We start from the raw sequence: 6,194 nt of genomic DNA, 5'->3' as shown, positions 1-6,194 counted from the left end.
TCGCCTTGATGAAGACTCAAGGCGAATACATGAGCAAAGGGGGCAAAAAGCATTGCCCACAACCATAGAATCTCCCACAGGTACCCCACTGGTTTCGAGACATGTGGTGTCCCTGTGGGAGCGGCTTCAGCCGCGAAGGGGCCGGTACAGGTTCAAGCAATCGATCAGTGCCACACCGCCATCAGCGCCTGCATTTCTGCTTCGCTGATCAGCCCTTGGGGATATCGTCCGGCAAGCAGACGTCGTGGGTCGGTCGTCCTGACCCTGATGCTTCCATGGTGTTTCAACCACTTCGCCACAAGCCTGAGCGATTGGTGATTCACTGCCGATGGGCGCAAAGCCGACTCACTTGCTGCGTTCATTTCTACACGTACTCCCTGGCCCGTGAGCGGCTAATTTACGTAAGGATTGTTACAGATCCGAGAGTTCGGCATGGCCGAGCTATCTGACTGAAAACAATACAAAACGTATGCCAGCACAGGCCTGAGGACAGCCTTGGAAACAAAAAGGCCCGTCATCCGACGGGCCCCTTCATTCACCGTGCGCTCAACGCTTGACCGGCGCCGGCTGCTGCTGGGTCAGGCAGTGAATGTTGCCACCGCCCAACAACAGCTCGCGACCGGGGATCATCACAACCTCGTGGTCGGGGAAGATCTTCGCCAGGATCGCTCTGGCCTCGGCATCTGCCGGGTCGTCAAAGCTTGGCGCGATGATGCCGCCGTTGACGATCAGGAAGTTCACGTACGAGCCGGCCAGGCGCACCGACGGGTCACGCTCCTGGCTGCCGGCCACCTGATCGACACCGGCACACTCTTCGGCGGTGGCGAACAGCGGGCCCGGGATCGGCATCTTGTGCACGATGAACTCACGGCCCTTGGCATCGCGGGTGTTTTTCAGCACCTCCATGGCGGCATGGCAACGTGCATAGTTGGGGTCGTTGGAATCATCGGTCCAGGCCAGTAACACTTCGCCCGGGCGCACGTAACAGCAGAAGTTGTCAACGTGGCCGTCAGTCTCGTCGTTGTACAGGCCATCCGGCAGCCAGACCACGGTGTCCACCGCCAGATGGTCGCGCAGCACCGCTTCGATCTGCTCGCGGTTCAGATGCGGATTGCGGTTGCGGTTGAGCAGGCACTCCTCAGTGGTGATCACGGTACCTTCACCGTCCACGTGGATCGAGCCGCCCTCGAGCACGAAGCCTTCGGTCTGGTAGCGCTGGCAGCGTTCCATTTCCAGGACCTTGGCTGCCAGCTCCTCGTCGCGGTTCCACGGTGCGTACAGGCCGCCATCGAAGCCGCCCCAGGCATTGAAGCCCCAGTCCACGCCACGCACCTCACCCTGGTCGTTGATGACGAAGGTCGGGCCGGTGTCACGCACCCAGGCGTCGTCGTTGCTGATCTCGACCACGCGGATGTTCGGCTGGTCGAGCTGACGACGGGCATTTTCGTACTGGCCAGCGGACACCGCGACGGTTACCGGCTCGAAGCGGGCAATGGCCTTGGCCAGTGTCACATGGGCAGCCTGCGCCGGCTTGCCGCCCAGGCGCCAGTTGTCAGGGCGCTCCGGCCAGACCATCCACACCTGGGTTTGCGGGGCCCACTCGGCGGGCATGTGGAAACCATCGGCACGGGGAGTGGAGTTGAGGGTTTTCATGATTGACCTCTGTGATGGCCCTGAGCCGGACTGTGCTGGGGCGTTTGTCAATTTATAACCGATATATATCGATATTTGAAGCCCGATAAGCGGGAAATCTATGACAAAATACCGACATTAAATCGATAACAATCGAAACATGCGCAACCTTGGTCGAGAATCAAAGCGGCACGACCTCTACCATAGCCAGCCCTTGTGAATGCCGTTGAAGCTCAAGGCGGAAAAAACGGCCAGACCGGCTAGGGTCAATACATGAGCAGAACGGGCCAGCGAACCGCCATGAACATCATCCCTACCGCGATCCCCGAAGTACTGATCATCGAGCCGAAGATTTTTGCTGACAGCCGTGGCTTTTTCTTCGAGGCGTTCAACGCTCGTGAGTTCGCCCGGCAAACCGGCGTGAATGTCGAGTTCGTCCAGGACAACCACTCGAGCTCCATCAAGGGTGTGCTGCGTGGACTGCACTACCAGGTGGAAAACACCCAAGGCAAGCTGGTGCGCGTGGTGCAGGGGGAAATCCGTGATATTGCCGTGGACGTGCGCAAAAGCTCGCCAACCTTCGGCCAATGGGTCGCGGTGCAGCTGTCGGCCGAAAACCATCGCCAGTTGTGGATTCCGCCCGGCTTCGCCCATGGCTTTGCGGTGATGAGCGAGTCGGCCGAGTTTCTCTACAAGACCACCGACTACTACAACCCGGGCGCCGACCGCTGCATCCGCTGGGATGACCCGACGCTGGCCATCGACTGGGGGCTGCAGCAGCCACCAGTGCTGTCGGACAAGGACAAGCTCGGCCTGCCACTGGCAGAGGCGGAACTGCTGCCTTAACTAGCGCATAATTGCGGCAGACTTTTCTGGCGCCTTTACGTGATGATTGCAAAACCCACGCCCCCACGCCGTCCTCGCTGGCGCAGCCTGGCCCTGTTGGCCCTGTGCCTGGCCCCGTTACTGTGGCCCCTGCACCATCTGGCCGAACGCTACTACCAGGAAGAACTGGCCTCGCAGAACCGCCAGACCCTCGACCTGTACGTCGCCAACCTGCTCGGTACCCTGCACCGCTACGAAACCTTGCCGCAAATACTCGGCGACCTGCCGGCCCTGCGCGGGGTGCTGGCCGACCCGTTCCGTCTGGAAGCGGTGACCAACGCCAACCGCCTGCTCAAGGACATCGTCCAGCAGACCGGCGCCGAGGTGATGTACCTGATGGACGTCAGCGGCAACACCCTGGCCGCCTCCAACTGGGACAAGCGCGACAGCTTCGTTGGCCGCAACTTCGCCTTCCGTCCCTACTTCAACGAAGCCATGGCCGGCCGCCTGGGGCGCTTTTTCGGCCAGGGCACCACGTCGGCCAAGCGCGGCTACTTCTTTGCCGCCGCCGTGCGTGACCGTGAACGCATCGTTGGCGTACTGGTAGTCAAGGTCGACCTCGACCACACCGAAACCCTGTGGGGCCGCACACCCGAGCAGCTGTTGCTGACCGACCACAATGGCGTGGTCATCCTGACCTCCCGGCCCGACTGGCGCTTCCGTGCGACCCGCGCACTGACCGAGGCCGAGCGCCAGGCCATCATCGCCATTCAGCCCTACCCGACCCAGGCCCCGCAGCCGCTGGTGCTCAACCAGGACGCCTGGATCAGCCAGACCCGCGATATCAAGGAAACCGGCTGGCAGGTCAGCATCCTCGCCCCGCGCATGCTGGTCGACCGTTCGGTGCAAACCGTGATGGCCATCGGCGCTGGCACCCTATTGGTGCTTATGCTGCTGGCCGGCCTGGTGATGCAGCGGCGCCGTCATTACATCGACCGCATCGACTTCGAGGCACGTGGCCGCCAGGAGCTGGAAAAACGCGTAGCCGAGCGCACCGCCGATCTCGAAGGCCTGAACACCCGGCTCAAGAGCGCCGTGCTGGAGCGCGAAAACGCCCAGCAGGAGGCCGTGCGCGCGCAGGACGAACTGGTGCAGGCCGGCAAGCTGTCGGTACTCGGCACCATGTCGGCCAGCATCAGCCACGAACTCAACCAGCCGCTGGCCGCCATCCGCAGCTACGCGGAAAACGCCGAGATCCTGCTTGACCACCAGCGTACCGAAGACGCCCGCGGCAACCTCAAGCTGATCGGCGAACTGACCGGGCGCATGGCCTCGATCATCGCCCACCTGCGCGCCTTCGCCCGTCGTGACCGCCATGCCCCGGAGAGCGTGGCCCTGCAGCCGGCCCTGGACGATGCCCTGGCGCTGCTGGCCAAGCGCCGCCGGGCGATGGCCGTCGAGCTGATCCGCGACCTGCCGGAAGCCACCTTGTGGGTACAGGCCGGCGAGACCCGCCTGCGCCAGGTGCTCGGCAACCTTCTGGCCAATGCCCTCGACGCCCTGACCGAGAAGGCCAACCCGCGCCGCCTGTGGCTAAGTGCCGAGCAGCGCGATGACTGCGTCTACCTGTACATTCGCGACAACGGCCCCGGCTTCAGCCGCCAGGCCCTGGAGCACGCCAAGGAGCCGTTCTTCACCACCAAGACCCGCACCCAGGGCCTGGGCCTGGGCCTGGCCATCTGCGAAAGCCTGATGCGCGCCCTGGGCGGTGAGCTGCTGCTGGCCAACCACCCGGAGGGTGGCGCACTGCTGACCGTGCAGCTGCGTGTGGCCGCGCCTGGCGCTACTTTGCCCAATTCGGAGGACCCCTCGGCATGACCACCGAGACACTGATCGACAGCCGAGCCCAGATCATCCTGGTCGATGATGACCCGCACCTGCGCCAGGCACTGAGCCAGACCCTGGACCTGGCCGGGCTCAAGGTGGTCGCCCTGGCCGATGCCCAGGGCCTGGCCGAACGCATCGAGGCCGACTGGCCCGGCGTGGTGGTCAGCGACATCCGCATGCCGGGCATCGATGGCCTGCAGCTGCTGGAACAACTGCACGGCCGTGACAACGAACTGCCGGTGCTGCTGATCACCGGCCACGGCGATGTACCGCTGGCGGTGCAAGCGATGCGCGCCGGCGCCTACGACTTCCTGGAAAAGCCCTTTGCCAGCGACGCCCTGCTGGACAGCGTGCGTCGCGCCCTGGCCCTGCGCCGCCTGGTGCTGGACAACCGCAGCCTGCGCCTGGCCCTGAGCGACCGCCAGCAACTGGCCACCCGCCTGGTGGGCCAGTCGCCGTCCATGCAGCGCCTGCGCGAGCAGATCGGCGCCCTGGCCGGCACCCGCGCCGATGTGCTGATCCTGGGTGAGACCGGTGCCGGCAAAGAGGTGGTGGCCCGTGCCCTGCACGACCTGTCCAGCCGCCGCGACGGGCCGTTCGTGGCGATCAATGCCGGCGCACTGGCCGAGTCTGTGGTCGAAAGCGAGCTGTTCGGCCATGAGCCCGGGGCGTTCACCGGTGCGCAGAAACGCCGCATCGGCAAGTTCGAGTTCGCCAACGGTGGCACGCTGTTCCTCGACGAAATCGAGAGCATGAGCCTGGATGTGCAGGTGAAACTGCTGCGCATGCTGCAGGAACGGGTGGTCGAGCGCCTGGGTGGCAACCAGCTGATCCCGCTGGATATCCGCATCATCGCCGCGACCAAGGAGGACCTGCGCCAGTCAGCCGACCAGGGGCGCTTCCGTGCCGACCTGTATTACCGCCTGAATGTGGCGCCGCTGCGTATTCCACCGCTGCGCGAACGTGGCGATGACATCCTGGTGCTGTTCCAGCACTTCGCCGACGCCGCCAGCCAGCGCCATGGCCTGCCGCCACACGCCCTGCAGCCGGCCCAGCGCGCCATTCTGCTGCGTCACGACTGGCCCGGTAACGTACGCGAGCTGCAGAACGCCGCCGAGCGTTTCGCCCTTGGCCTGGAACTGGCCCTGGACGGCCAGGCGCCACCTGCGGCAATGCCTGCGGTACCGATGCCGAGCGGCAACCTCAGCGAACAGGTCGAGCAGTTCGAACGCTCGCTGATCGCGGCCGAACTGGCCCAGCCACACAGCTCCATGCGCAGCCTGGCCGAGGCGCTGGGCATCCCCCGCAAGACCCTGCACGACAAGCTGCGCAAGCATGGCTTGAGCTTCGACGGCGGTAGCGGCGGGCATGACGATCAAGAGGACAACCGTTAATGAATACCGAAAGCCAGCACCTTCAGTCCGTCCTGCACGGCGACATCCCCCTGACCCGCGAAATGGGCCTGGAAGTGCTTGATTGGCAGCAGCACACCCTGCGCCTGCAATTGCCGCTGGCGGCCAACGTCAACCACAAGAGCACCATGTTCGGCGGCAGCCTGTACTGCGCCGCGGTGCTGGTGGGGTGGGGCTGGCTGCACCTGCGCTTGCGCGAGTTGGGGATCGATGACGGACATATCGTCATCCAGGAAGGGCAGATCAGTTATCCGCTGCCGGTTACCGGGGCGGCGGTGGCGCGCTGTGCGGCGCCGGATGAAAAGACCTGGGAGCGGTTCTTGACCTTGTACCAGCGCCGCGGGCGGGCACGGTTGACGCTGGAGACCACGGTGAGCAATGCCGGTAGTGACGAGCCTGCTGTTACCTTCAGCGGCCAGTACGTGCTGCACCGCTGAC

General features: G+C 64.3%; 6 protein-coding genes. 4 read left to right on the top strand and 2 right to left on the bottom strand.

From position 1 onward, the window contains the following. Positions 1–164: 164 nt before the first annotated feature. Together ACK1U9_RS24135 and aguA are read right to left on the bottom strand one after the other, a co-directional pair. The gene (locus tag ACK1U9_RS24135; protein ID WP_080563721.1) at positions 165–362 is read right to left on the bottom strand and encodes a hypothetical protein; all 198 of its coding nucleotides are present in this window, start codon (positions 360–362) and stop codon (positions 165–167) included. A 184-nt stretch (positions 363–546) separates the two neighbouring features. Beyond that, complete coding sequence (gene aguA, locus ACK1U9_RS24130; RefSeq protein ID WP_046614514.1) at positions 547–1,653, bottom strand: agmatine deiminase; 1,107 nt, start codon at positions 1,651–1,653, stop codon at positions 547–549. A 279-nt stretch (positions 1,654–1,932) separates the two neighbouring features. Here aguA and rfbC point away from each other — a divergent pair, with 279 nt between their 5' ends. From rfbC to ACK1U9_RS24110, 4 genes are read left to right on the top strand one after another with little or no spacing between them, the layout of a single operon-like run. Continuing rightward, on the top strand, positions 1,933–2,478 hold the full coding sequence (gene rfbC, locus ACK1U9_RS24125) for a dTDP-4-dehydrorhamnose 3,5-epimerase (RefSeq protein WP_085599979.1): 546 nt from the start codon (positions 1,933–1,935) through the stop codon (positions 2,476–2,478). Between the two features lie 42 nt (positions 2,479–2,520). Beyond that, positions 2,521–4,335: a sensor histidine kinase gene (locus ACK1U9_RS24120; RefSeq protein ID WP_449110234.1), complete on the top strand. Its 1,815-nt coding sequence runs from the start codon at positions 2,521–2,523 to the stop codon at positions 4,333–4,335. Next, the gene (locus ACK1U9_RS24115; RefSeq protein ID WP_046614517.1) at positions 4,332–5,738 is read left to right on the top strand and encodes a sigma-54-dependent transcriptional regulator; all 1,407 of its coding nucleotides are present in this window, start codon (positions 4,332–4,334) and stop codon (positions 5,736–5,738) included. The genes ACK1U9_RS24120 and ACK1U9_RS24115 overlap by 4 nt, the downstream gene beginning before the upstream one ends. Next, positions 5,738–6,193 (top strand): thioesterase domain-containing protein, encoded by a 456-nt coding sequence (locus ACK1U9_RS24110; protein ID WP_196183715.1) that lies wholly within the window; start codon positions 5,738–5,740, stop codon positions 6,191–6,193. Before ACK1U9_RS24115 ends, ACK1U9_RS24110 begins: the two co-directional genes overlap by 1 nt. The last annotated feature ends 1 nt before the right edge of the window (position 6,194 follow it).

It is taken from the genome of Pseudomonas sp. XP1 (assembly GCF_053557675.1).
This window is presented reverse-complemented; position numbering and strand designations above follow the sequence as displayed.

Bases quoted from the DNA above. Each gene is read 5' to 3' on its own strand.
- ACK1U9_RS24110 (WP_196183715.1), top strand. From the start codon at position 5,738: ATGAATACCGAAAGCCAGCACCTTCAGTCCGTCCTGCACGGCGACATC.
- aguA (WP_046614514.1), bottom strand. From the start codon at position 1,653: ATGAAAACCCTCAACTCCACTCCCCGTGCCGATGGTTTCCACATGCCC.
- rfbC (WP_085599979.1), top strand. From the start codon at position 1,933: ATGAACATCATCCCTACCGCGATCCCCGAAGTACTGATCATCGAGCCG.
- ACK1U9_RS24135 (WP_080563721.1), bottom strand. From the start codon at position 362: ATGAACGCAGCAAGTGAGTCGGCTTTGCGCCCATCGGCAGTGAATCAC.
- ACK1U9_RS24120 (WP_449110234.1), top strand. From the start codon at position 2,521: ATGATTGCAAAACCCACGCCCCCACGCCGTCCTCGCTGGCGCAGCCTG.
- ACK1U9_RS24115 (WP_046614517.1), top strand. From the start codon at position 4,332: ATGACCACCGAGACACTGATCGACAGCCGAGCCCAGATCATCCTGGTC.